Here is a 22,050-nt window from a genome sequence, read left to right on the forward strand (position 1 = left end):
TCGGACACTCTTAGTAATCGCCTTCGGGTTTAAGGTCCCGGGACAGCAGCAACGGCCCCAGTTCGTCTACGGAAAGTTTTCCGGCCAGCACCGCGACGACGGCGGCGGTGATCGGCATCTCGACGCCCCGCTTTCCGGCGAGCTCGTGCACGGCCTGCGCGGACTTGATGCCCTCCGCGGTCTGCGTCATCTCCGCGGTGACCTGGTCCAGGCTGAGGCCGGTGCCAAGGAGCCTTCCGGCCGTGTGGTTGCGGGACAGCGCCGAGGAACACGTGGCCACCAGGTCACCAAGGCCCGCGAGGCCGGCCATGGTCCGGGCCTGGCCGCCGAGCGCAAGCGTCAGCCGCGAGGTTTCGGCGAGCCCGCGGGTGATGACCGAGGCCTTGGTGTTGTCACCCATCTGCTTGCCCTCGCAGATACCCACGGCCAGGGCGATGATGTTCTTGACGATGCCGCCGATCTCGACGCCGACGACGTCCGACGTCGTATACGGCCGGAAGTAGGGCGCCGTGCAGGTCCGGGCGATCCAGCCGGCAGCCTCGGCGTCGGAGCACGCGACCACCGAGGCCGTCGGCTCCCCCCGGGCGATTTCCATCGCGAGGTTGGGCCCGGACACCACGGCGATGCGTTCCGCAGGGATGCCGAGTTCCTGGCAGATGACTTCGCTCATCCGGCAGTCCGTGTGCAGCTCCAGGCCCTTCATCAGCGACACCACCAGCGCCCCCGGCCCGACCAGGTGCTTCCACTCGCGCAGCTGCGGGCGCAGGGTCTGGGCCGGCACTGCCAGCACCACCAGCTCGGCGCCGTCGAGGACCTCGGCGACGTCGGTGGAGGCGGTGATGCTGGCCGGCAGGGCAATGTCCTTGAGGTACTGCTCGTTGCGGTGCTCGCTGTTGATCTGGTCCACGACGGCGGCGCGGCGCCCCCACACCCGGATGCTGCGGTCGACGCCGGACGCTGCGGCGGCGTCGGCCAGGACCTTGGCGAAGGTCGTCCCCCAGGAGCCGGCACCAAGCACGGCAACGCGCAGGGCCGAGCCCCCGCCGTCGCCGGGGAGCTGGTCTGTCACTTGGTGCCCTCCGTGGCGCTGGGTGTCCCGGCGTCGCCGTCGTCGGTAAACCGGCCGTGGCTGGATTGGTTGTGCTCCGCCGGGTCCCACCGGACCAGCGGCGGCTGCCCGCCGCGCAGGGTGGCCAGCAGCCCGGTGATGGCGTCCATGATCACGTTCGTGGCCTCGGTCAGGGTTGCCTTGTCCAGTGGACGGCCGGTGAAGGCGCTGAGGTCCACCGGGTCGCCGATGAGCACGCGGGAGGTCTTCCGCGGGAAGACGTGGAACCGCTTGGCGTAGCGCGGAAAGACCTCATGCGCCCCCCAGTGGGCCATCGGCACCACCGGGATGCCGCTCTGTAGCGCCATCCGTGCGGCGCCGGTGTGGCCCTTCATCGGCCAGAGCTCCGGATCCCGGGTCAGGGTGCCCTCGGGGTAGATCACGATGGCACCGCCCTCGTCCACGATTTCCTTGGCGAGCTGCAGCGAACGGTTGGCTCCTGCCGTCGAGCGCTCCACCGGGACCTGCTTGGTGTTGCGCAACACGGCGCGCAGCACCGGGACCTTGAAGAGGCTGCCCTTGGCGAGGAAATGCGGCATCCGTTTCTGGTTGTAGAGCATGTGGCCGATCACCAGCGGATCTATTTCCGTGCAGTGGTTGGGCGCGGCGATGAAGCCCCCGGCGGGCAGCTTCTCCAGGCCCTCCCACTTCTTGTTCATCAGCAGGTTCATCACCGGCCGGACAATTCCGGCGGCAATGACGAAGGTGATGTGGCTCTTGGCCGTTTCCTTCACGTGGTGCCTCTACCCGGCCGTGGTGATGTCGAAGTCGGCGCCGAGGCCTGCAAGCTTCTCGGTGAACCGCTCGTACCCGCGGTTGATGATGTCGATTCCGGTGACCCGGGAGGTGCCGGTCGCGGCCAGGGCAGCGATCAGGTGGCTGAAGCCGCCACGCAGGTCCGGCACGTCGATGTCGGTGCCCTTGAGCTGGGTGGGGCCGGAGATGACGGCCGAGTGCAGGAAGTTCCGCTGGCCGAACCGGCACGGGACGCTGCCCAGGCACTCGCGGTGCACCTGGATGTTGGCGCCCATCCGGATGAGGGCATCGGTGAAGCCGAAGCGGTTTTCGTACACGGTCTCGTGCACGATCGACACGCCTTCGGCCTGCGTCAGGGCGACCACCAGCGGCTGCTGCCAGTCGGTCATGAACCCGGGATGCACATCGGTTTCCAGCACCAGCGGGTTCAGTTTGCCACCGGGGTGGTAGAAGCGGATGCCGTCGTCCGCGATGTCCATGCCGCCGCCGACCTTGCGGTAGGTGTTGAGGAACGTCATCATGTCCCGCTGGGTGGCGCCTTCGACGAAGATGTCCCCGCGGGTCACGAGGGCGGCGGAGGCCCAGGACGCGGATTCGTTGCGGTCCGACAGGGCCCGGTGGTTGTAGCCGCCCAGGTCCTGGACACCCTCAATCCGGATGGTGCGGTCGGTCTGGACGCTGATGATGGCGCCCATCTTCTGCAGCACGGCAATCAGGTCCACGATCTCCGGTTCGGTGGCCGCGCCGGTCAGCTCGGTGATGCCCTCGGCGCGGGTGGCGCTGAGCAGGACCTGCTCGGTGGCGCCCACGGACGGGTAGGGCAGCGCGATCTTGGCGCCCTTAAGCCCGTTGGGGGCGGAGATGTGGATGCCGCCCGGGCGCTTCTCCACGACGGCGCCAAACTGGCGCAGCACGTTCAGGTGGTAGTCGATGGGGCGGTCGCCGATCTTGCAGCCGCCGAGGTCCGGGATGAAGGCCTCGCCGATCGCATGGATCAGGGGCCCGCACAGCAGGATCGGGATCCGCGAGTCCCCGGCGTGGGCGTCGATGGCGGTGTGAGACGCCGTCTTCGCACTGGTCGGGTCCAGCGTGAGGTCACCGCTGATCGGGTCCTTCTCCACCGTCACGCCGTGGAGCTGAAGCAGGCTGGTGACAACCTCGACGTCCTTGATTTCGGGGACGTTCCGCAACACCGAGGGTTCATTGCCCAGCAGGGCAGCAACCATCGCCTTGGGGACAAGATTCTTGGCCCCGCGGACGGTGACGCGGCCGGTCAACGGGACGCCACCACGGATTGTCAGAACACTACTCATATACCGGTTTCCTCACGACTACTCGCCCCCACATCCTTAAAAAGGCTCCAGCTAAGCATAGGAGCAAGCGTTACCGATCTGAAATGCGGGGGTCGCGAAACGCGGGCCCGGCCGGCGTCACGCCCGCCCCGCCACACAGATCCTGCTGTGCTGGGAAGCCTGCCAGATCCGGCGCGGCGGCGGTAGTGTGGCCGCATGGAGATGCGTCTGGAAGTCGTGCAAGTGCCCGTGGCCGACGTCGATCGGTCAAAGTCGTTTTATATCGAGAAAATGGGTTTCGTCCTGGATCACGACGTCGAGTACATCCCCGGGATGCGGGTGGTGCAGCTGACGCCGCCCGGCTCGACCGCCTCGATTGTCATCGGCACCGGAATGACCACGATGGCGCCCGGCAGTCTCGAGGGCCTGCAGCTCGTCGTCCCGGACATGGAGGCCACCCGATCCGAGCTGCTGGGCCGAGACGCGGAGATCAGCGAAGTCCAGGACATGGGCGGGGTGCAGTTCGCGTATTTCGCCGATCCGGACGGCAACCGCTGGGTCATCCAGGGCGCGACGGCACCGGCGGTCAAGGAAGCCCACACCGGGGCGTAGGTGTGAGTCAACGCGAGCTACCTGTTGCCTCATGTCAATACCTCCGGGAAGGTGCAGTCGTTGCCTCAGATGAAAACCTCCGGTTGTCGCGGTGGTTCCATCGTTCGTTCACGGCGGGTTTGATCGGGGCCGGTTGTTTGGCGGTAGCGAGGGTTTCGAGCCGGCCGGTGAGGGCCAGGATCTGCCGGGAGAGGGCGGCGGGGCGGATCTTCTTGTACTGGGCGTTCATCCGGATCACGGGCATCCGTGACAGGGCCGGGTGGGCGGCTGCGCGCCGGTGCGGGGTGGCTGCCCGGTCATGGGTTTTGCTGACTTTGGCTCCGTGGCGGACCTTGGCGATGAGTTTTTGCTGGGGCAGCAGGTAGTTGGTGAAGATCCGGTCCAGCTCCCAGATCTGGTTGAGCAGATCCAGTTCCGCGGCGGTGTCATAGCGGAGGTAGCCGACCAGCTCACGGACCCGGGACCAGTTCTTCTGCTCCACGTGCGCGCCGTCGTTCTTGTTGCCCGGACGGGACCGGGTGAAGGTGATGCGCTGCTGCAGGCAGAACTCGAAGAGCTCGTTGTTGATGAACTCGCTGCCGTTGTCCGAATCGATCCCGGCCACGGGAAACGGGAAGACCGCCAGGACATGCTGCAGGGCTGCGAAGACGTGCTTCTGCGCCTTGTTCGGCACGGACCGGTTCACGGTCCAGCCGGTCGCGATATCCGTGACCGTGAGGGTGAAGCAGAACTGGCCGGAACTGTTCGCTCCGTCGTGGCCGACCAGATCGATTTCCACGAAACCCGGCACCGCGCCGTCCCACTGGGCCCAGGTCCGGACCGGGATCTGGGACTTCAGCAGCGATCCGGGCTTGGTATGGGACCGGCCGTGGGGCAGCAGTTTCGCCCGCTGGCCCGCCAGCCGCCGGTCGATGGTCGCCGCGCTCATCCGGGACAGCAGCGCCGCCTGCGCGTCGGTGATGTCCAGGGCCTTCTCAGCCCGCAGCATCGGGACGAGATCGGGCAGCATCGGTGCCAGCAGCTTGCCCGCCGGCCCCCGCAACACAGCCCAGCACACCACGAGCCCGGCCTGCAGGTCCGCCCCGTACACCGGGGCGCGCCCGGGCCTGACCGGCCGTGGCCGCGGCGGATCGAGCGCATGCCGCAAGACCGCCCGCGCATGGTCCCGATGCCAGCCGGTCAACTCGACCAGTTCATCCAGGATCCGCCCCTTCCTGGCACGGTCACCGGCCCGGTAAGACTCAGCCAAATGCTTCGTCACCGCCTTGCGCTCACCCATCGTCAATCCCATCCCTCAAGGATCTCCGCCCCAGCCCGCCCCTGCCGGAGGTTTTCTCCTGAGGCAACGTATCCGGCTACGCGGAGGTTATTTGTGAGTCAACGCGAGCTATGGACAGGCGAAGAAGGGGAGCCTACGCTCGCAGCATTGGGGGTCGATAACCGATGGTCTGAGGAGAAGAAGCCATGACCGACGCCGACCAGCACGAGACCCATCACACTGTCGCCGAGCACGAACACGGCCCTGGATGCGGTCACGACACCGTCCAGCATGGAGATCACGTTGACTACCTCCACGACGGGCACCGCCACGCCGTCCACAGCGACCACTACGACGAGCACACCGACTGAACCCGTCAGGGCGCCCTAAATCAACAAACGAAAGAAGCAGATCATGTCTGACGACAAGGTTGAAAGCAATCTCAAAGGCATGGATGACCTTGACTTCCAGGGCTGGAACGGCGCCGACTGGAACGGCGTCTTCGCCCACCACCACACCGACGACGTCCTCGTGGACTGGAAAGGCCAGCCGCCGACGCACGGGATCCAGGAACACATCGACGCGATGAAGGCCTACGTCGAGTCCGCCGGCGGGACCCCACCGCAGATCACCTCACACCCGATCAGGTTCGGTTCCGGCGACTGGACCTGCGTCATCGGGGAGTTCGAAGGCGGCGGCCGCATGGTGACCGTGGCCAAGTGGAAGGACGGGGCCATCGCCGAGGAATACATCTGGGCGTAACCGCCGTCCGAGCAGGCGACCGGCGGTCAGGGCGGGTCAGCTACGCGGTCACGTTTGCGCTGTCGCCGGCCGTTGCGGCAAACGACGTGCCACTGACCATGCGGGCTTCATCGGATGCCAGAAAGACCACCAGCGGAGCTACGTCTGCCGGGTCAATCCAGGGCAGGCCCAGCGGGCTTTTCGCCCTTAATAGCTTTTTGGCTGCCGCCTCGTCTTTCGCCTCGTCCCCCGTGGCCTTGCTGCCGCCGGTCGTGATTGCCTGCGCGTAGCGGTCCTCGTGGCGGGTGAGCGCGGTGTCCACCAGACCGGGGATGACTGCGTTGACGGTGATGCCGTGCTCCCCCAGTTCCAGGGCGGCGGACTTCATGAGTCCGATGATGCCCCACTTCGAGGCGGAGTACGAGGACCCCCACTTCGTCCCGTGTTGGCCCTGCGTGGAGGAGGTGACGATAATCCGGCCACCGCCACGACGCACCAGGAGCGGCGCAAAGACGCGCAGCACGTTGGCGGTGCCGTTGAGGTTGTTCTCGATCTGGTCGAACCAGTCAGCGTCGTTCATCTCCAGCAAGGGTTTGAAGGCCTGGATGCCGGCGTTGGCGAAAACGATGTCGACACCGCCCCATTCCGTTTCCAGCCGCGCACTGATTTCCCGCAGCCCGGTGATGTCCCTATGATCGGCGATGAACTGCCGCCAGCGCGCGCCACTGGCAGCCACCTGCTCACCGGTCTCGGCCAGCTCGGCCGGCGAGGCCGGGGCGAAAGTGTCGATCGGGCTGACTTCGGCCGCGATGTCGAGGCCCACTACGTCTGCCCCGGCCCGGGCGAGAGCGACAGCGCTGGCCCGTCCGATGCCGCGTGCGGCACCCGTGACCACTGCGATCTTCCCGTCCAGACGGCCGGTCGTCCACCTCTTCTTCTCGGCCACAGCGGATGCTCCTCTCCCGATCCAGCAGATGAACGCCTGGCGATGGTGACCCAGCCCAGCCTACGCCGGATCCGGTCGAATACGCCCGGGCGACGGTGTCGCACGAGCACCTGAAAGGGACCCCCTTGCGGGTTGCCAGCTGACAACTGGCGCTGCGAAAAGACCGCCAGTTATCGCTGCGAGTCGCACGCGACGGTACCGACGGTCGAGCAGAATGCCCTCCCTCGGACAGGCATCAACTGCGGAAGTTAAATTGTCAGTGGTCCACGCCACACTTGAACCATGGACGATTACCAGGGAGCCAGCCAGAAAGGCAACCAGAAAAGCAACAGTGCCGAGGCGGACCCGGGGATGGCGCATACCGTGACCATCGCTGACCTGCCCCGACTGCTGGCCGGCCTCTCGGCTCCGGCGAATTCAGCCGCCCTGATCACCGAAATCCGGGACCTGGAGGACCTGAAATCGGCCCTCGCTGCCCGGCAGGCCCGGCTCGCCGTCGCGTTCGACCTTGCCCAGCGCCGTGAACAGGCCGACGCCGGGATCCCCGCCGACCAGCTCGGCACCGGCGTCGCGGCGCAGATCGCGCTGGCCCGGCACGAATCCCCCGCCACCGGCAGCCGGCTCCTCGGCCTCGCCAAGGCCCTCGTCACCGAAATGCCGCACACCCTCACGGCGCTGGAAACCGGGCAGCTGAACGAATGGCGCGCCACCCTCCTGGTCCGCGAAACCGCCTGCCTGGCCGCCGCCGACCGGACCGCCGTCGACGAAGAACTCGCCCCCGACACCGGAACCCTGAACGGCGCCGGCGACCGCGCCCTTGTGGCCGCGGCCCGGGCCGCCGCCTACCGCCGCGACCCCCGGTCCGTCACCCAGCGCGCCGCGCACGCCGAAACCGAACGCCACGTCAGCCTCCGCCCCGCCCCCGACACCATGTGCTACCTCACCGCCCTGCTCCCCGTCGCGGCCGGCGTCGCCATGCACGCGGCCCTCACCCGGCACGCCGACACCCTGCGCTCCGCCGGAGACACCCGGTCCCGGGGACAACTGATGGCCGACGCCCTCGTCGAACGCACCACCGGCACCCCCGGCGGGATCAGCAGCATCGAAATCCAGCTCGTCATGACCGACCGCACCCTCTTCCAGGCCGACAGCGAACCCGCCCGCCTCCCCGGCTACGGCACCATCCCCGCCGGCTGGGCCCGGACCCTGCTCCGTCCCGAGCGCGCGCAGCCCCTGAACGTCTGGCTCCGCCGGCTCTACACCGCCCCGGGCACCGGCGACCTCATCGCGATGGACTCCCGCGCCCGGATCTTCCCACCCGGGCTCCGCCGCTTCATCCAGGCCCGCGACCACACCTGCCGCACCCCGTACTGCGACGCCCCCATCCGGCACATGGACCACATCGTGCCCTGGCGCCAGGGCGGCACCACCAGCAGCGGCAACGGCGCCGGACTCTGCGAAGCCTGCAACCACACCAAAGAAGTACCCGGCTGGACCAGCAAACCCCGCACTGGACCAGGACCCCGGCCCGGAAGCCCGCCCGGCAGACACACCCTCCAACTCACCACCCCCACCGGCCACACCTACCACTCCACCGCACCACCCCTGCCCGGAACGGGCCCGGCGCCAGGAACACCTCACCGTGCGGGACCGGAACCTGACCCCGCCTACGCGGATGCTCCCCAGGGACCAAACCACAGCAAAGACCTTCGCCACCAGGCACGACTCAGCAAACGCCAGCGCCGTGTTGAACTGCCTGCCGCCTAGGCCAGAACGGGCCCCGGTTAAGGTGGGCCGCGTCTGCCCTGGCCCGCGCCGCCGGAGACGGGGAGGTGGATCCGGCGTCCGCGGGGACCGGCACCGCTTAGGGTTCGACGTCGGCCTCGGCAATCGCCTTGTCGGTGAGGATGGGCATCAGGCCGAGGAGCGCGAGCGTCAGCACACCCATGATGCCGAACATGACCTGCAGGCCCAACCATTGCGCCAGCAGGCCGCCGGCCGCCGCGCCCAGCGGCATGGTGCCCCAGGCCAGCAACCTGTAGGCGCTGTTGACCCGGCCCAGCAGGCGGTTGGGCGTAATGCGCTGGCGCAGCGAAACCGTAATGACATTCCACAACACGATCAGGACCCCTCCTACAAAGAACGCAGGCCCCAGCACGTACGGGTTGTCGGTCAGGGCCGGCGCCCCGACGAACAATGCCCCACCGAAGACGGTCAGCGCCAGGGACTTGGACCGGCCCAGCCAGGCTTCCGCGCGTTCGGCGACGAATGAACCCACCAGCGCGCCCAGGGCCGAGGTGGTCAGCAGCACGCCGAAGCCTACTTCGGAGAGCTTCATCTGCGACGTCGGCCCTACGGCAAAGAGCACCAGCAGCGCGAAGGCCGCACTGGAGGCGAAGTTGAAAGTCCCCGTCATGAGGGCCAGCGTCCGCAGGATCTTCTGGTTCCAGAGGAACCGCAGCCCTTCGCCGATGTCGTACCGCAGCGTAGTTTTCTGCTCCCGCTCGACGGCGAACGCCCCCGGCACTAAAAGCAGAACTCCGACGGCGGCAAGCCAGAGCGCCGCCGGAACGGCAAAACCCGCCACAACGCCGGCCGCGACCAGGAGACCGCCCAGTGGTGGCCCGACAAACTGGTTGGTGGTGAGCTCCACCGCGTAGAGCCGGCCGTTGGCGCGTGAAAGCTGGTCCCGGAGTACCACCTGCGGCATGATCGACTGCGCCGACGTGTCGTACAGCGTTTCCGCCACCCCCACCGCCAGTGCGACAAGGTAGAGCACCCAGATCGACCCCAGATCGAGCAGGATCAGCGCCACGAGCACGGCCGGCAGTACCGCCCGGCTGACGTTTGCCCAGACCATGAGCTTGCGCCGGTCCAGCCGGTCCGCCAGCGCGCCGGCCGTCAGGGCGAAGAGGAGCCAGGGAAGTGTCGCGGCGACACTGATTCCGGCTACCAGCGTGGGTGATTGCGTCAGCTGCACGGCCAGCAACGGCAGCGCAATTTTGAAGACCCCGTCCGCCAGATTCGACAGCCCTGAGGAAGACCAAAGCTTCCAATAGGAGGCGCCCAGCGGCGCACGGTTTACGTCCTGCAGCCGCGTGGATTGTCCCGTCATAGCTGGACCCTGCCACAGCGGTGAAGCGTTCGTCTATCCGGACACGCGCAAAGGCGCCCAGCCAGGCCCGGCCCGGCCAGGCTTAGGAGGAAAGCTTGGCCGGAAGCGTGGTGGGCTTGAACGCCGGCCGGGTGGCCTCGTAGGCGGTGATGTCTTCCTCATGCTGCAGGGTCAGGCCGATGTCATCCAGGCCTTCGAGCAGGCGCCAGCGGGTGTAGTCGTCAATCTCGAACGGCGCCACCACGTTGCCGCACTCCACCGTCTTGGACACCAGATCCACCCTGACTTCGGTGCCCGGCGCGTTCTCCAGCACCTTCCAGATCAGTTCGATGTCGTCCTGCGCCAGTTCGGCGGCCAGCAGGCCCTGCTTGCCCGAGTTGCCGCGGAAGATGTCGGCGAAACGGGAGGAGAGCACCGCCTTGAAGCCGTAGTCCTTGAGCGCCCAGACGGCGTGCTCGCGCGAGGAGCCGGTCCCGAAGTCCGGTCCGGCAACCAGCACGGAGCCGGCGCTGAAGGGGTCCTGGTTCAGGATGAAGGCCGGATCCTTGCGCCAGGCCGAGAACAGGGCGTCCTCGAACCCTGTCCGGGTGATGCGCTTGAGGTAAACGGCGGGGATGATCTGGTCGGTGTCGACGTTGCTCTGGCGCAGCGGGACACCGATTCCGGTGTGGGTGGTGAACTTTTCCATGATGTGTCCTAGGCTGCGTGGCTTGCGGATGGGGTTTCGACAGGCTCAACCACCGGTTCGGGGGCCGGTTCCAGGTCCGACGGCGAACTCAGGGTGCCGCGCACCGCCGTCGCCGCGGCCACGACCGGGGAGACGAGGTGGGTGCGGCCGCCCTTGCCCTGCCGGCCCTCAAAGTTGCGGTTTGACGTTGAGGCGCAACGCTCCCCCACCTCGAGCTGGTCCGGGTTCATGCCGAGGCACATCGAGCACCCGGCGAAGCGCCATTCGGCGCCAAAGTCGGTGAAGACCTTGTCCAGGCCTTCCGCCTCTGCTTCCAGCCGCACCCGGGCGGACCCGGGCACCACGAGCATCCGCACCTTCGGGTCCTTGGTCCGCCCGCGGATGATGTCCGCGGCGGCCCGCAGGTCCTCCATCCGGGAGTTGGTGCAGGAACCCAGGAAGACGGTGTCGACGCGGATGTCCTTCATCGGCGTGCCGGCCTCAAGTCCCATGTACTGCAGTGCGCGTTCCGCGGCAGCCTTGGCGTTCTCGTCGCCGAAGTCGGCCGGCGCGGGCACCTTCGCGGACAGCGAGACGCCCTGGCCCGGGTTGGTCCCCCAGGTCACGAACGGTTCCAGCGTGTCGGCGTCGAGGTCCACCTCGGCGTCGAAGCGGGCGCCGTCGTCGGTGCGCAGCGTGTTCCAGTACTCGACGGCGGCCTCCCAGTCGGCGCCCTGCGGGGCGTGCGGACGGCCCTCCATGTAGTCGTAGGTGATCTGGTCCGGCGCCACCAGGCCGGCGCGGGCACCGGCCTCGATGGACATGTTGCAGATGGTCATCCGGGCTTCCATGGACAGTGCCCGGATGGCCGAGCCACGGTACTCGAGCACGTAGCCCTGGCCACCGCCGGTGCCGATCTTGGCAATGACGGCCAGAATGATGTCTTTGGCGGAGACCCCGGGGCGCAGCGTGCCTTCGACGTTGATCGCCATGGTCTTGAACGGCTTCAGGGACAGCGTCTGGGTGGCCATGACGTGTTCAACCTCGGAGGTGCCGATGCCCATCGCCAGCGCACCGAACGCGCCGTGCGTGGAGGTGTGCGAGTCGCCGCAGACCACCGTCATGCCGGGCTGGGTGAGGCCGAGCTGCGGGCCGACCACGTGCACAATGCCCTGTTCGGCGTCGCCCAGGGAGTGCAGCCGGACGCCGAACTCCTTGCAGTTGTTGCGCAGCGTCTCGATCTGGGTGCGGCTGGTCAGGTCCGCGATGGGCTTGTCGATGGCCAGCGTGGGCGTGTTGTGGTCCTCGGTGGCGATCGTCAGGTCCGGGCGGCGCAGCTTCCGGCCGGCCAGCCGCAGGCCCTCGAACGCCTGCGGAGAGGTCACCTCATGCACCAGGTGCAGGTCGATAAAGAGGAGGTCGGGCTGGGCATTGGCTCCTTCGCCGTCGCCCTTGCGCACCACGTGCGCATCCCAGACTTTCTCGGCCAATGTCTTCGCCACGGCCTGCTCCCTTCACTGCTGTCTTCACTGCGTGTCTGTTGTCGCCACTCAGCGGCCGGTCCGCTGTGCCGGGCCGATGGTCCCACTGAACCAGCAGGGCCGCCATCTGCGCCAGCGTAATGATTTGCATCTCAGATACTGAGACGGCAATATCATTACATGGACAATTCTAGTGGCGTCGGCGTCATCGATAAAGCGGCGCACGTACTCGACGCGCTCGAGGCTGGGCCCACCACGCTGGCCCAGCTGGTGGCTGCTACCGGCCTGGCCCGGCCCACGGTCCACCGCCTGGCCCTGGCACTGGTCCACCACCGCCTGGTGAGCCGCGACATCCAGGGCCGCTTTGTGCTGGGCAGCCGCCTGGTGGAGCTGGCCTCCGCCGCGGGTGAGGACCGGTTGATCGCCTCCGCCGGGCCGGTGCTGATGCAGCTGCGCGACGCCACCGGCGAGAGCGCACAGATCTTCCGCCGGCAGGGCGAATGGCGGGTCTGCGTGGCCTCCGCCGAACGGCCCATCGGCCTCCGCGACACCATCCCGGTCGGCACCCAGCTGTCCATGAAGGCCGGCTCGGCAGCGCAGGTGCTGCTGGCCTGGGAGGACCACGACCGCCTGCTGGAGGGCCTCCAGTCGGCCCGCTTCACACCCACCGTCCTGGCCGGTGTACGACGCCGCGGCTGGGCCCAGAGCCTGGGCGAACGCGAGCCGGGGGTCGCCTCGGTTTCGGCGCCGGTCCGCGGCCCGTCCGGCCGGGTGATCGCCGCGGTCTCGATTTCCGGCCCGATCGAACGGCTCACCCGCCAGCCCGGGCGGTTGCACGCCGAGGTGGTGTGCAACGCCGCACGGACGCTGACCGAGGCGTTGCGCAAGACCAACGACTAAACCCGTCGCACCGGTCCGGCGTTGCGGCGCACGGCACCAGGGCAGGGCACGGTTAGGCTGTGCGCATGAACTGCTATGCGGTCTTCCTGCGCGGGATCAACCTCGGCGGCATCAACATCAAGATGGCCGCGCTCAAGGAGGCGCTGACGTCGCGTCCCTTTTCGAACGTGAAAACCCTGCTCGCCAGCGGCAACGTGGTGCTGACCAGCGAACTGCCGGCCGCCGAAGTGAAATCCGAGTTCGAGTCCTGCCTGCGGGAGGCGTTCGGCTATGACGCCTGGGTGGTGGTACTGACCGACGACCGGGTGGCAGCCCTGGTGGACGCCTGCCCCTATCCCGCCGATGACGCCGCCACCCACAGCTACGTGACGCTGTCCTCCGACCCCGCGGTCCTGACCGAACTGTACGACGGCGGCGCCGCCCTGGGCGGGGTGGAACTGACCCGGCTTGGCCCCGAAGCCATGGCCTGGCTGGCTCCCGCCGGCGGCACCCTGGAGAGCCCGTTCAGCAAGCTCTCCGCCAAGGCGCGCTACAAGGCCGCTACCACCACCCGGAACCTGCGGACCATGATCAAGGTCCGGGACGCCGCGGCGCAGCTGGGCTGACGACGGCGGGCCCTGGCTGCGTGTCAGCGCGCCGCCTGCAGCGCGGCGTTGAAGGATGCCAGCCTGCTGACTTCGAGTTCCACCGGCTCGACCACCAGGTCCTCCGCGACGACGGCCACCGCCGCCCGCAGCCGCTTCCGGGCGGCCGCGGCACGGGACCGGGCTGCGGCAGCTGCGATGAACTTCGCCGCCAGGGCCAGCACCACGCCCAGCAGCGCCCCGCCCGCCACCAGCACGGTAGGGACCGGCCAGCCCTCCACCCAGGGCGCCTCGGGCACCGGCAACTGGAAGTAGCCCAGGGCAGCCAGCACGCCAAGCCAGGCCAGGCCGCCGAGGGCAAGGAGCAGGCCCAGCCATTGGAGCACATTGAACGCCGTCCACCACCAGGATCCCCGTCCTGCCTTGAGGTCGGTGCCGGCAATCGCCTGGTCCAGGGCGTCGGGCAGCCTGTCCCGTCCCTCGCGGGCGGCGCCCCGGATGGCCGCGCGCCAGGGCCCGGGAGCGCCGTCGGACGCGGCGTCGGCAAACTCCCGCACCGCGGCGTCGGTCCGGGCCCGCTCCGGCGCGCCCGCGGGCGGCAGCGAGGTCCGGTTCAGCTCGGGCCGCTCCCCTGCCCAGCGCAAGTTGAGCCGCCGCAGCGGATCGGGACGGAACCTGACCAGCCAGCGGGTCACCGGCCAGCCGGTCCGCCGGCTGGCTTCCTGCCGATAGGAGCGCCGCACGGCATCCACCACCAGCGGGACATTCGCTGCCGCGGCCAGCTCCGCGGCCAGCCGGTCCTTCGTTCCGGCCCGGACTCCGGCGGCTTTCCCTGGCCCGGAGGCGGCCTGCAGCCGCTCGGTGGCCCGGTCGACGTCGGCTGCCAGCCGCTGGGAGAGCGCACGACGGCGGGTGGCAACCTGCCGGAACGCAGCCCGGACCTTGTCCACACCGGTGCCAGCCACCGCCGAAGCACCCAGGACCTGCACGGCGCCGAGGCCGTCGCGGGCCAGGATGGCCTTCAGTGACTCCAGCACCGGCCCGATATCGCGCTCCGGCAGCCGGTCCACCTGGTTAAGCACCACCAGGGTGACGGCTGCGTGCGAGGCGAGCGGGGCCAGGAAGTCGTTGTGCACCGCGGCGTCGGCATACTTCTGCGGGTCCAGCACCCACACCAGCACATCCACCAGCCCCACCAGCCGCTGCACGATCTCGCGGTTTTCCAGCCTGGTTGAGTCGAAGTCGGGCAGATCCAGCAGGATCAGTCCGGTACTCTCGTCCGCGAAGCCCGGAACCGGTAGGGCGTGGTGCCGGTTGCTCACGTCCAGCCAGTCCAGCAGCGCTTCGCTGCCGTCGGCGCCCCACACACCGGCGAGCGGTTCCGACGTCGTCGGGCGGCGTGCGGCCGCCGTCGCGATCTCGGCGCCGCTGACCGCGTTGAAGAGGGACGATTTCCCGCTGCCCGTCGCGCCGAAAAAGCCCACAACGGTGTGGTCCGCGGAGAGCGACCGGCGCGAGCTGGCGCGTTCCAGCACCTCGAGCACCTCGGTCAGGGCGTCGTCGGGCAGCACGCCCTCAGCCAGCTCCCGGGCGTCGTACAGGGCCTCCAGCCGGCGCTGCAGCTGGGAGCTTTCCGCGGTGGCGCCGTGGCGGTTCACGCTGACGCCGCCAGCCGGCCCAGGGCCGCGGCCCGGCCGGTGAGGTCAGCCGGTGCCGTCCCGGGCCCGTTCGGCCCGCCCGGCCCGGCCGCGCCGTTCGACCCGTCCGGCCCGTTCACGCGGTCCAGCCGGTCCAGCCGGTCCAGGAAACGCTGCCGTTCCGAGGCCAGCAACCGTTCGCAGCGGGCCTGCAGGTCCTCCCGCGCCGTCTTGGCCAGCCGGCGCACCGCGTCCTCGCCGAAGACGGCCTCAAGCACCCGCTGGCCGACGACGGCGGTCCCGCCGGCGACCCCGATCTCCAGGCCGGTGAGGCCGGCGGTCATCGAGAAGACCACGATCATCAGGGCGGCCCCGAGACCGTTGATGCCGAAGGACAGCCAGCGGGCCTGGCTGCGTTTGTCCTGGCCCTCGGTCCGGATGAGTTCCATCAGGGCGCCCTGCCAGGCCCGGATCTCGGCCGCGGCGGCATCAGCGAAGCCCTCGCCGACGCCGGACAGGTCATCGGTGCCGAGCAGTTGCCGGCCGGCCGGGTCGGAGCGCCAGTGCTGGTCTGCTTGCTCGGCCGCATTTGCCGCTTCATCCAGGATGACGGCCTGCAGCCCGGTCTCGATCGCGGTCTCCACCCGGACGGCCGGCGTCGGTTCACCGCGGAAGAACGCCCCCAGCCGGTCCCGCAGCCTGCCGATGTTTTGTTCCATGGCCCGGAAGAACTCCCCGGTGCCCACAAAGTCCTGCCAGCGGGCCAGCACCTCGCCGCGGAGCAGGGCGCCGTCGCGGGTGGCGTCCAAAATCCTCACAGCGGCCTCCCGGTAGGCGTCGGTGACGTCCGCAGCCAGCAGCTCGCCCGCGTGCTGCTGGGCGGCCACCGCAGCCGCGACCGCCTCCACCCGGCCGCCCAGGGCCCTGACCGTGCCGTTGAGGGTGCGGCGGGCTATGGCGGCCCGGCCGGCGGCGTCGGCGGCCAGGTCGTTCAGCCATGCCCGCAGCGGGGCCACGGCGGCTGCCGGCAGCATCCCCTGCCCGCCCAGCGCGAGCTCCGGAATGACGAAAACCCTCGCGGAGCCCAGGCCTTCCCTGGCCAGCATCGACCGGAGGTCCGCGACAACTTCGTCCTCGGCCGCCGGCGGGACCCGGTCCAGCACCACCGCCACCGTGATGTCGCGGCCGGCGGCGTCCACCAGCAGCCGCCAGGGGACGGCGTCGGCGTAGCGGTTCGCCGTGGTGACAAAGATCCACAGGTCGGCGGCGGCCAGCAGTTGCCCGGCCAGCCTGCGGTTGTGATCGGAAATGGAATCGACGTCGGGGGCATCCAGCAGCGCAATGCCCTGCGGCACGGCGGGGTCGGCGGCCAGGACCAGGGACGTGACGGCTCCGGGCTCGGCTCCCGGGTGGGCGGCCGACGCCGGCTGCCGGGCGGGCAGCGGGGGCGTTGCCACCGTACCGCGGATCCGGCTCAGGCTCGGCAGCACCCGCTGGTCTTCAAACCAGGCGGCGTCGGCCGGATGGTGCAGCAGGACGGGCTGCCGGGTGGTGGGGCGGATCGCCCCGGCCCGGGTCACTGCGTGCCCCACGAGCCCGTTGACCAGCGTGGACTTGCCCGCGCCGGTGGAACCGCCGACGACGGCGAGCAGCGGCGCGTCCAGGCTGCGGTAACGGGGCAGGATGTAATCGTCCAACTGGGCCAGCGCCTGCCGGATGTCGGTCCGGGCAGATTCGGCGCCGGGCAGTTCCAGCGGCAGCGACACGGCGCGAAGGTCGTCCCGCACCGCTTCGAGCAGCGCGACGGCGGCTCCCGGGCGTTCGGCGGGCTGCTGCTGGTCGGCGGGGCCGGCACTTTCCTCGGTGCTCACAGCATCATCATGCCAGTTCGAGGGCGCCTCACCTTGCTTTCGGCGGCCTCACAGCTTGCGTCAAGGTGAGCCTGTCAAAGTTTTTCGGTGACAACAGAACTTAGCCCTCGGACGGGCGACAAGCTCGCCGACATCCACGCCTATGCGGTCGCGCTCATGGACTCAGACGTCCGGGAAGAGGCCACAGTGGGCCACAACCTGCTGCTGATCCTCAAGGGAAAGAACCGGTAGCTGGACGTCGGGCAGGCTGCCCGGGCAAACAAAAAGTCCCCCGGAAACCGTGGTTGCCGGGGGACGTTCGTGACCCCAGCGGGATTCGAACCCGCGTTACCGCCGTGAGAGGGCAGCGTACTAGGCCGCTATACGATGGGGCCGCGTACTTTCCAAACGGCACTTCTGCCGTTCAAGCTCAGAAAGTATTTCACAGACTGAACTCGTGTTCCAAATCGGCGGACCGCTTCGGAACGGCTGAATCCCCGCGGAAAACCGCGGCTTTTCAGAGCTGGGATACCAGGACTCGAACCTAGAATGACGGTACCAGAAACCGTTGTGTTGCCAATTACACCATATCCCAATGAACTTTCGGGCCGGTTCTGCGGGTTCAAACCCGCGCTCCCAGCGCCTCAGCACGAGTAATTACTTTACCGGAGACTTTTGCTGCGCACAAATCGGGAACCGGCTGCCGCGGCTCCGGCGCTCGCCCCCCACCCTTCGAGGGCTTCCGGCGGGGCGACCGCGCCGAAACCCTGCTATTCCGGGCAAGAGCGGCCGTCCGCCTACGCCCGGCCACCCGTGAGCGGCATCCTTTCCGCGTTGGCCGCGAGGAAAGCAGCGGCGATTTCGCAGTGTTGGCTGCATCACGGTTGGCTGCATCACGCCGGGGCGCGGCCTGGGTCAGGCCAGCAACTCCAGCAGCGAGGCAACCTCGCGGCCGACAAATCCCGGCGCCGGGTCGCCGCTTCGGTTCAGCCACACGCCCCGCAGGCCGGCCGCCGTCGAGCCTTCAGCGTCGAGGAGGCGGTTATCCCCCACGTAGAGCGTGTCGCCGGCGCCGGTGCCGAGCCGGCGCACCCCTTCGAGGTAGATCGCCGGGTCCGGCTTGGGCACGCCGACGGTGTCGGTCCCGACAAGGACACCGATCCGTTCGAGGCCGGCGGAATCCAGCTTCACCCGCTGGTAGTCGTGCACGTTGTTGCTGACCGCCCCGTACGGGATTCCGGCGTCGTCCAGCGCATCCAGCAACGGGACGACGTCGTCGAAGGCACGGATGTAGGTGTGCTGCAGGCTGGCGTAGGAGCTCACCCAGTGGTGGGCCGCGTCGCCGTCGTCGAGCTCGACGCCGAAGTGTCCCAGCGCAGCCCGGCCGCGCAACAGCCGTTGTTCGTTGAAGGTCAGCTCGCCGGAGAGGTAGCGGTCATAAAAGTGCGTGGTTTCCCGGGTGAAGATCCGGCCGAACTTCTCCCAGTCATCCTCGGCGAGCTGCGGCAGCAGATGTTCGCTGACGCCGCGCAGCGCGGTCGTCATCGCGAACTCCAGATCCACCAGGGTGTCGTCGATATCGAACAGGACCCCGCGGATCCCGTCGAATCCGGCGGCGAGAACCCCGGTGCTGGGGCCGGCTCCGCTGCTCATTCGCCGCGGAAGGCGCGCAGGCGTGCCAGGGAAGAATCCTTGCCCAGGATCACCATGGATTCGAACAGCGGCGGGGAAATCCGCCGGCCGGAGACAGCGGTGCGGACCGGGCCGAATGCGAGCCGGGGCTTGACGCCGAGGCCTTCCACCAGCGCCTCCTTCAGCGCGGCCTGGATGTTCTCCGCGGTCCACTCGCTCACCGGTTCAAGGGCGGCCAGGGCGACGTCGAGCACCTCGGTGAGGTTTTCCGGCAGGCCCTTGCGGGCGTCGGCAGCGACGTCGATCGCGTCGTCGTCCTTGAACAGGAAGGCGAGCATCTCCGGGGCTTCGCCGAGCAGCGAGATGCGCTCCTGGATCAGCGGTGCCGCCTCGGCGAGGATTTCTTCGTCGCGGCCGGTGAGGCTCTCCCCCACCAGGCCGGCTGCCTGCAGGTACGGAACCAGGCGGCCCCGGAAATCTTCGGGGTCGAGCATGCGGATATGCGTGCCGTTGATGGCCTCGGCCTTTTTGATGTCGAAGCGGGCCGGGTTGGCCAGCACGTCGTGGACATCGAAGTTCTCGATCAGCTGGTCCACCGTGAAGATGTCCTCGTCGGCGGAGAGGCTCCAGCCCAGCAGGGACAGGTAGTTCAGCAGGCCCTCGGGGATGAAGCCACGGTCCCGGAGCAGGAACAGGTTGGACTCCGGGTCGCGCTTGGAGAGCTTTTTGTTGCCCTCGCCCATCACGTACGGCAGGTGGCCGAACTCCGGCAGGTAGCTGGCCACGCCAATGTCCATCAGGGCGCGGAACAGCACCACCTGGCGGGGGGTTGAGGAGAGCAGGTCCTCGCCGCGCAGCACGTGCGTGATGCCCATCAGGGCGTCGTCCACCGGGTTGACCAGGGTGTAGAGCGGTGAACCGTCGGCGCGGACAATCACGTAGTCGGGGATGCTGCCGGCCTTGAACGTGATGTCGCCGCGGACCATGTCGGTGAAGGTGACGTCCGTATCCGGCATCCGCACCCGCAGCACGGGCTTGCGGCCCTCGGCCTCGAACGCGGCGACCTGCTCCGCCGAAAGGTTCCGGTCGAAGTTGTCGTAGCCCAGCTTGGGGTCGCGGCCGGCAGCCCGGTGGCGGGCCTCGACCTCTTCCGGCGAGGAGTAGCACTCGTAGGCGTAGCCTGCGGCAAGGAGCTTGGCGACCACGTCCTTGTAGAGGTCCAGCCGCTGCGACTGCCGGTACGGCTCATGCGGGCCGCCCACCTCGACGCCTTCCTCCCACGTGATGCCGAGCCACTTGAGCGCCTCCAACAGCTGCTGGTAGCTCTCCTCCGAGTCACGCGCCGCGTCGGTGTCCTCGATCCGGAACACGAAAGTGCCCTTGGTGTGCTTGGCGTGGGCCCAGTTGAAGAGCGCGGTGCGGATCAGTCCAACGTGCGGGGTTCCGGTCGGGGACGGGCAGAAGCGGACCCGGACCGGCGTTTGCTCGGTCACTTCGCGGGATACTTCACGGGTCAGTTCCGTGGTGGCGGTGCTGGAGACGGCGTCGGGCGCGGTGGGAGTAGTCATAGTGGTACCAACTTTACCGCGCGCCCGGCGTTGGCTTAGCGGCGGACCACCGCCCGCGCGAGGTAGTACGCAGCCAAGGCGAGGCCGGCCCCGAGGAACGCCAGGGCCAGCCAATCCGGACCGGCCAGCCATCGGACGGCGCGCGCCGCCATCGCAAACGTGCCGATCGAACCCAGGGCAAAGAGTAGGAACGACCGGCTACGTCGGGAACCCTGCCGGGGACCACGCCACCAGCCGTTGTTCATTGTCTGGGCCCGGAACCCTTAGCGGCGGACCACCGGGTTGGAGAGCCGGCCGATGCCCTCGATCTCCACCTCGTAGCGGTCGCCGGCCTGGACGAGACCCACGCCGGCCGGGGTGCCGGTCATGATCACGTCGCCGGGCAGCAGGGTAAAGGCCCGCGAGACGATGGAGACGAGCTCGCGGACGCCTCGGATCATCTGGTTCGTGTTGCCGTCCTGGCGGAGTTCACCGTTGAGCCGGCCCTGGATCTGAAGGTCCTCGGTGTCCAGTTCGGTCTCGATCCAGGGGCCCAGCGGCGCGGAGGTGTCGAAGCCTTTGGCGCGGGCCCACTGCAGGTCGGTCTTTTGCACGTCCCGGGCGGTGAGGTCGTTGCCGCAGGTGTAGCCGAAGACGACGTCGTCGACCCGCTCTTCCGGAACGTCCTTGCAGATCCGGCCGATCACCACGCACAGCTCGGCTTCGAAGGAGACTTCCTCGGAGAACTCCGGGAGGACGATCGGATCGTTGGGCCCCACCACCGAGGTGTTGGGCTTGAGGAAGAGCAGCGGCTGGGCGGGCACCTCGTTGCCAAGTTCGTGGGCGTGCTCCACGAAGTTGCGGCCCACGCCGATGACCTTGCTGCGCGGAATGATCGGCGCGAGGAGGCGCACGTCGTCCAGCTGGTGCTTGACGGCCGTCCGCTCCACTCCGTGGAAGAAGGGGTCGCCATTGATGACAGTGATTTCCTCACTGCCGGGCTGGCCCTCAACAATGCCGTACATGGGATCAGAATCGACTACAAACCGGGCGATACGCATGGTCCCAAGCGTACCGTCTCGGGTGGCGCGCCTTCGGACGGCTCAGCGTGCAGAGCGCAGGTAGTCCAGCTGCGCCGCGACGGACAGCTCGGCAGCCGGGCGGACCGACGGGTCGACGGCGGCATAGACCGCGTCCGCCACGTCCTGCACCCCGGCGTCCCCGCCCAGGCCTTCGAGCGCGGTGCGGATCTGCGCGAGGCGGTCCTGCCGGTGGTCGCGGTAGGCGCGCACGATCCTGTCCAGCGCCGGCAGCATGGGCCCGTGCGCCGGTAGGACCGTGGCCGCACCGAGCCGCTCCAACCGGTCCAGCGAGTCGAGATAGTCCGCCAGTGTCCCGTCGGGGTAGTCCAGCACCGTGGTCCCGACGCCCAGGATGGTGTCGCCGGTGAGGACCGAGCCGCGCGGCCCGTCCTCCGGCAGCAGAAAACAGACCGAGTCCGAGGTGTGGCCCGGCGTCGCCAGCACACGGATCCGGACACCGGCCGCCTGCAGCTCCTCGCCGTCCCGGAGCGGCTCCCCGCCGTGGCAGTGCGCCGGGTCCAGCGCGCGGACCGGGGCGCCGGTGAGTTCGGCGAAGCGGCCGGCGGCGGCGGTGTGGTCCGCATGCCGGTGCGTGATCAGGATCAGCTCCACGTCGCCATACCGGGCTAATTCCTGCAGGTGCTCTTCATCGAGCGGCCCCGGGTCCACCACCACGACACTGGCGGAGTCCGGGGCGGCGAGCAGGTAGGAGTTGGTGCCGTGCAGGCTCATGGGGCCCGGGTTGGGGGCCAGGCGGAAGCGTGTCAGCTCGGTGCTGCGGACCAGGGCGCGGGCATCATCGGGGATCACCCTTCCATCTTGCCATCGACGGGCTGGGACAG

22 protein-coding genes and 2 tRNA genes are annotated in these 22,050 nt (G+C 68.6%); 7 read left to right on the forward strand and 17 right to left on the reverse strand.

The window, feature by feature from the left end; all coding sequences use genetic code 11:
• Nucleotides 1-10: 10 nt before the first annotated feature.
• The 3 genes from AC3ANP_RS16275 to murA are packed head-to-tail and all read right to left on the reverse strand — an operon-like array spanning nt 11 to nt 3,177.
• Nucleotides 11-1,069 carry an NAD(P)H-dependent glycerol-3-phosphate dehydrogenase gene (locus AC3ANP_RS16275; protein WP_488331158.1) on the reverse strand — a complete coding sequence of 353 codons (1,059 nt, stop codon included), beginning with the start codon at nt 1,067-1,069 and terminating at the stop codon, nt 11-13.
• The gene (locus AC3ANP_RS16280) at nt 1,066-1,842 is read right to left on the reverse strand and encodes a lysophospholipid acyltransferase family protein (protein WP_488331159.1); all 777 of its coding nucleotides are present in this window, start codon (nt 1,840-1,842) and stop codon (nt 1,066-1,068) included. The genes AC3ANP_RS16275 and AC3ANP_RS16280 overlap by 4 nt, the downstream gene beginning before the upstream one ends.
• A gap of 9 nt (nt 1,843-1,851) precedes the next feature.
• Nucleotides 1,852-3,177, reverse strand: coding sequence for a UDP-N-acetylglucosamine 1-carboxyvinyltransferase (gene murA, locus AC3ANP_RS16285; protein ID WP_488331160.1), 1,326 nt, complete (start codon nt 3,175-3,177; stop codon nt 1,852-1,854).
• A 195-nt stretch (nt 3,178-3,372) separates the two neighbouring features.
• On the opposite strand from murA, the gene AC3ANP_RS16290 reads away from it, so the two are divergent.
• Nucleotides 3,373-3,768, forward strand: a complete 396-nt coding sequence (locus tag AC3ANP_RS16290; RefSeq protein WP_488331161.1) for a VOC family protein — start codon at nt 3,373-3,375, stop codon at nt 3,766-3,768.
• Between the two features lie 34 nt (nt 3,769-3,802).
• Here AC3ANP_RS16290 and AC3ANP_RS16295 read toward each other — a convergent pair whose 3' ends face one another.
• The gene (locus AC3ANP_RS16295; protein WP_488331162.1) at nt 3,803-5,059 is read right to left on the reverse strand and encodes an integrase catalytic domain-containing protein; all 1,257 of its coding nucleotides are present in this window, start codon (nt 5,057-5,059) and stop codon (nt 3,803-3,805) included.
• Nucleotides 5,060-5,232: 173 nt separating this feature from the next.
• On the opposite strand from AC3ANP_RS16295, the gene AC3ANP_RS16300 reads away from it, so the two are divergent.
• Nucleotides 5,233-5,397: a zinc transporter permease gene (locus AC3ANP_RS16300; protein WP_488331163.1), complete on the forward strand. Its 165-nt coding sequence runs from the start codon at nt 5,233-5,235 to the stop codon at nt 5,395-5,397.
• 43 nt (nt 5,398-5,440) lie between these two features.
• Nucleotides 5,441-5,788: a nuclear transport factor 2 family protein gene (locus AC3ANP_RS16305; RefSeq protein WP_488331164.1), complete on the forward strand. Its 348-nt coding sequence runs from the start codon at nt 5,441-5,443 to the stop codon at nt 5,786-5,788.
• 40 nt (nt 5,789-5,828) lie between these two features.
• Here the strand turns inward: AC3ANP_RS16305 and AC3ANP_RS16310 are convergent, their stop codons facing one another.
• Complete coding sequence (locus tag AC3ANP_RS16310; protein ID WP_488331165.1) at nt 5,829-6,713, reverse strand: SDR family NAD(P)-dependent oxidoreductase; 885 nt, start codon at nt 6,711-6,713, stop codon at nt 5,829-5,831.
• Between the two features lie 282 nt (nt 6,714-6,995).
• Here AC3ANP_RS16310 and AC3ANP_RS16315 point away from each other — a divergent pair, with 282 nt between their 5' ends.
• Complete coding sequence (locus AC3ANP_RS16315; RefSeq protein WP_488331166.1) at nt 6,996-8,480, forward strand: HNH endonuclease; 1,485 nt, start codon at nt 6,996-6,998, stop codon at nt 8,478-8,480.
• A gap of 97 nt (nt 8,481-8,577) precedes the next feature.
• Here AC3ANP_RS16315 and AC3ANP_RS16320 read toward each other — a convergent pair whose 3' ends face one another.
• The 3 genes from AC3ANP_RS16320 to leuC form a co-directional block, all read right to left on the reverse strand.
• The gene (locus AC3ANP_RS16320) at nt 8,578-9,828 is read right to left on the reverse strand and encodes an MFS transporter (protein ID WP_488331167.1); all 1,251 of its coding nucleotides are present in this window, start codon (nt 9,826-9,828) and stop codon (nt 8,578-8,580) included.
• 82 nt (nt 9,829-9,910) lie between these two features.
• Nucleotides 9,911-10,516: a 3-isopropylmalate dehydratase small subunit gene (leuD, locus tag AC3ANP_RS16325; protein ID WP_488331168.1), complete on the reverse strand. Its 606-nt coding sequence runs from the start codon at nt 10,514-10,516 to the stop codon at nt 9,911-9,913.
• Nucleotides 10,517-10,524: 8 nt separating this feature from the next.
• On the reverse strand, nt 10,525-11,997 hold the full coding sequence (gene leuC / locus AC3ANP_RS16330; protein ID WP_488331169.1) for a 3-isopropylmalate dehydratase large subunit: 1,473 nt from the start codon (nt 11,995-11,997) through the stop codon (nt 10,525-10,527).
• Nucleotides 11,998-12,156: 159 nt separating this feature from the next.
• On the opposite strand from leuC, the gene AC3ANP_RS16335 reads away from it, so the two are divergent.
• Together AC3ANP_RS16335 and AC3ANP_RS16340 are read left to right on the forward strand one after the other, a co-directional pair.
• Nucleotides 12,157-12,876, forward strand: coding sequence for an IclR family transcriptional regulator (locus AC3ANP_RS16335; RefSeq protein WP_488331170.1), 720 nt, complete (start codon nt 12,157-12,159; stop codon nt 12,874-12,876).
• A 65-nt stretch (nt 12,877-12,941) separates the two neighbouring features.
• On the forward strand, nt 12,942-13,481 hold the full coding sequence (locus tag AC3ANP_RS16340; RefSeq protein WP_488331171.1) for a DUF1697 domain-containing protein: 540 nt from the start codon (nt 12,942-12,944) through the stop codon (nt 13,479-13,481).
• A gap of 23 nt (nt 13,482-13,504) precedes the next feature.
• Here AC3ANP_RS16340 and AC3ANP_RS16345 read toward each other — a convergent pair whose 3' ends face one another.
• Both AC3ANP_RS16345 and AC3ANP_RS16350 read right to left on the reverse strand, forming a co-directional pair.
• Entirely contained in the window at nt 13,505-15,118 is a 1,614-nt protein-coding gene (locus AC3ANP_RS16345; protein WP_488331172.1) for a GTPase, read from the reverse strand.
• Complete coding sequence (locus AC3ANP_RS16350) at nt 15,115-16,968, reverse strand: dynamin family protein (protein WP_488331173.1); 1,854 nt, start codon at nt 16,966-16,968, stop codon at nt 15,115-15,117. The genes AC3ANP_RS16345 and AC3ANP_RS16350 overlap by 4 nt, the downstream gene beginning before the upstream one ends.
• An 87-nt stretch (nt 16,969-17,055) precedes the next feature.
• Here AC3ANP_RS16350 and AC3ANP_RS16355 point away from each other — a divergent pair, with 87 nt between their 5' ends.
• A complete protein-coding gene (locus AC3ANP_RS16355) occupies nt 17,056-17,199 on the forward strand; it encodes a hypothetical protein (protein WP_488331174.1) in 144 nt (47 codons plus the stop codon).
• 70 nt (nt 17,200-17,269) lie between these two features.
• Here the strand turns inward: AC3ANP_RS16355 and AC3ANP_RS16360 are convergent.
• The 7 genes from AC3ANP_RS16360 to AC3ANP_RS16390 all read right to left on the reverse strand — a co-directional run bounded on the left by AC3ANP_RS16360 (nt 17,270) and on the right by AC3ANP_RS16390 (nt 22,018).
• Nucleotides 17,270-17,342 (reverse strand) — tRNA-Glu (locus AC3ANP_RS16360).
• Between the two features lie 128 nt (nt 17,343-17,470).
• Nucleotides 17,471-17,542, reverse strand: a tRNA-Gln gene (locus AC3ANP_RS16365).
• Between the two features lie 320 nt (nt 17,543-17,862).
• Nucleotides 17,863-18,600 carry an HAD family hydrolase gene (locus tag AC3ANP_RS16370; protein WP_488331175.1) on the reverse strand — a complete coding sequence of 246 codons (738 nt, stop codon included), beginning with the start codon at nt 18,598-18,600 and terminating at the stop codon, nt 17,863-17,865.
• Complete coding sequence (gene gltX / locus AC3ANP_RS16375) at nt 18,597-20,147, reverse strand: glutamate--tRNA ligase (protein ID WP_488331176.1); 1,551 nt, start codon at nt 20,145-20,147, stop codon at nt 18,597-18,599. Before gltX ends, AC3ANP_RS16370 begins: the two co-directional genes overlap by 4 nt.
• A 35-nt stretch (nt 20,148-20,182) precedes the next feature.
• Nucleotides 20,183-20,392, reverse strand: coding sequence for a hypothetical protein (locus AC3ANP_RS16380; protein WP_488331177.1), 210 nt, complete (start codon nt 20,390-20,392; stop codon nt 20,183-20,185).
• Nucleotides 20,393-20,410: 18 nt separating this feature from the next.
• On the reverse strand, nt 20,411-21,187 hold the full coding sequence (locus AC3ANP_RS16385) for a fumarylacetoacetate hydrolase family protein (RefSeq protein WP_488331178.1): 777 nt from the start codon (nt 21,185-21,187) through the stop codon (nt 20,411-20,413).
• A 42-nt stretch (nt 21,188-21,229) separates the two neighbouring features.
• Nucleotides 21,230-22,018 (reverse strand): MBL fold metallo-hydrolase, encoded by a 789-nt coding sequence (locus tag AC3ANP_RS16390; RefSeq protein WP_488331179.1) that lies wholly within the window; start codon nt 22,016-22,018, stop codon nt 21,230-21,232.
• Nucleotides 22,019-22,050: the final 32 nt, after the last annotated feature.

Source organism: Arthrobacter sp. JB02-1C, assembly GCF_057748045.1.